Genomic DNA, 1432 nt, shown 5'->3' with positions numbered 1-1432 from the left:
ATGCGCGGAATCATTCTCGCCGGCGGCACCGGGTCCCGCCTGCACCCGATCACCCTGGGAGTGAGCAAGCAGCTCGTACCGGTCTACGACAAGCCGATGATCTACTACCCGCTCTCGACCCTCATGCTCGCCGGGATCCGCGACATCCTGATCATCACCACGCCCGAGGATGCTCCACAGTTCCAGCGCCTGCTCGGCGACGGGTCGCGCTACGGGGTGAACCTGACCTACCGGGTCCAGCCGGAGCCGAACGGGCTCGCCCAGGCGTTCGTGCTCGGCGCCGAGCACATCGGCACCGGCAGCGTCGCCCTCGTCCTCGGCGACAACATCTTCTACGGCCCCCGCCTGGGCACCCAGCTCACCCGGTTCGCCGACCTCGACGGCGGCGCGGTGTTCGCCTACCGCGTCTCCGATCCCAGGGCCTACGGGGTGATCGAGTTCGACTCCGAGGGCCGGGCGCTCTCGCTCGAGGAGAAGCCGGCCACCCCGAAGTCGAACTTCGCGGTGCCCGGGTTGTACTTCTACGACAACGACGTCGTCGCCATCGCCCGCGGCCTGCGCCCGTCGGACCGCGGCGAATACGAGATCACCGACATCAACCGCACCTACCTCGAGGCCGGCCGGCTCCAGGTCGAGGTCCTGCCGCGCGGCACCGCCTGGCTCGACACCGGCACCTTCGACTCGCTGCTCGACGCCGGCAACTACGTCCGTACCATCGAACAACGCCAGGGCCTGAAGATCGGCGCCCCCGAGGAGGTCGCGTGGCGGCGCGGCTTCATCACCGACGACGACCTGCGCGCCCTGGCCGCGCCGCTGGTCAAATCCGGCTACGGCAGCTACCTGCTCGACCTGCTCGACCGGGAAGGACACTGACGGTGCACTACCGCGAACTGAAGATCCCCGGCGCCTACGAGATCACCCCCCGACAGTTCGGCGACGACCGCGGCGTCTTCTACGAGTGGTTCAAACAGCCCACCTTCACCGACGCCGCCGGACGCGCCCTCGACCTCGCCCAGGCCAACTGCTCGGTCTCCGCCGCCGGGGTGCTGCGCGGCATCCACTACGCCGACGTCCCCCCCGGGCAGGCCAAGTACGTCACCTGCCCGGCCGGCGCGGTGCTCGACGTCGTCGTCGACCTGCGCGTCGGCTCGCCCACCTTCGGGCAGTGGGACGCGGTGCTGCTCGACGACGTCGACCGCCGCGCGATCTTCCTCCCCGAGGGCCTCGGCCACGCCTTCTGCTCCCTGGCCGACGGCTCGACCGTCGTCTACCTGTGCTCGACCGGCTACAACCCCGACCGCGAACACGAGATCGACCCCCTCGACCCGCAGATCGGCATCGACTGGCCCACCACCGGCCGCGACGGGGCGCCCCTGCACCACCAGCTGTCCGACAAGGACCGGGCGGCCCCCTCGCTGGCCGACGCCGTCGC

General features: G+C 70.4%; 2 protein-coding genes. Both read left to right on the top strand.

The features are described from left to right. Positions 1–873, top strand: a complete 873-nt coding sequence (rfbA, locus tag G6039_RS30100; RefSeq protein ID WP_006932754.1) for a glucose-1-phosphate thymidylyltransferase RfbA — start codon at positions 1–3, stop codon at positions 871–873. Between the two features lie 2 nt (positions 874–875). Next, positions 876–1432, top strand: a 557-nt coding sequence (locus tag G6039_RS30095) for a dTDP-4-dehydrorhamnose 3,5-epimerase family protein (protein WP_043797187.1), incomplete at its 3' end; no start/stop codon positions are given.

The organism is Rhodococcus aetherivorans, assembly GCF_011058165.1.
Taxonomy (GTDB): Bacteria; Actinomycetota; Actinomycetes; order Mycobacteriales; family Mycobacteriaceae; genus Rhodococcus; species Rhodococcus aetherivorans.
This window is presented reverse-complemented; position numbering and strand designations above follow the sequence as displayed.

Excerpts from the sequence above, each read along its gene's own strand:
- rfbA (WP_006932754.1), top strand. The coding sequence starts at position 1 with ATGCGCGGAATCATTCTCGCCGGCGGCACCGGGTCCCGCCTGCACCCG.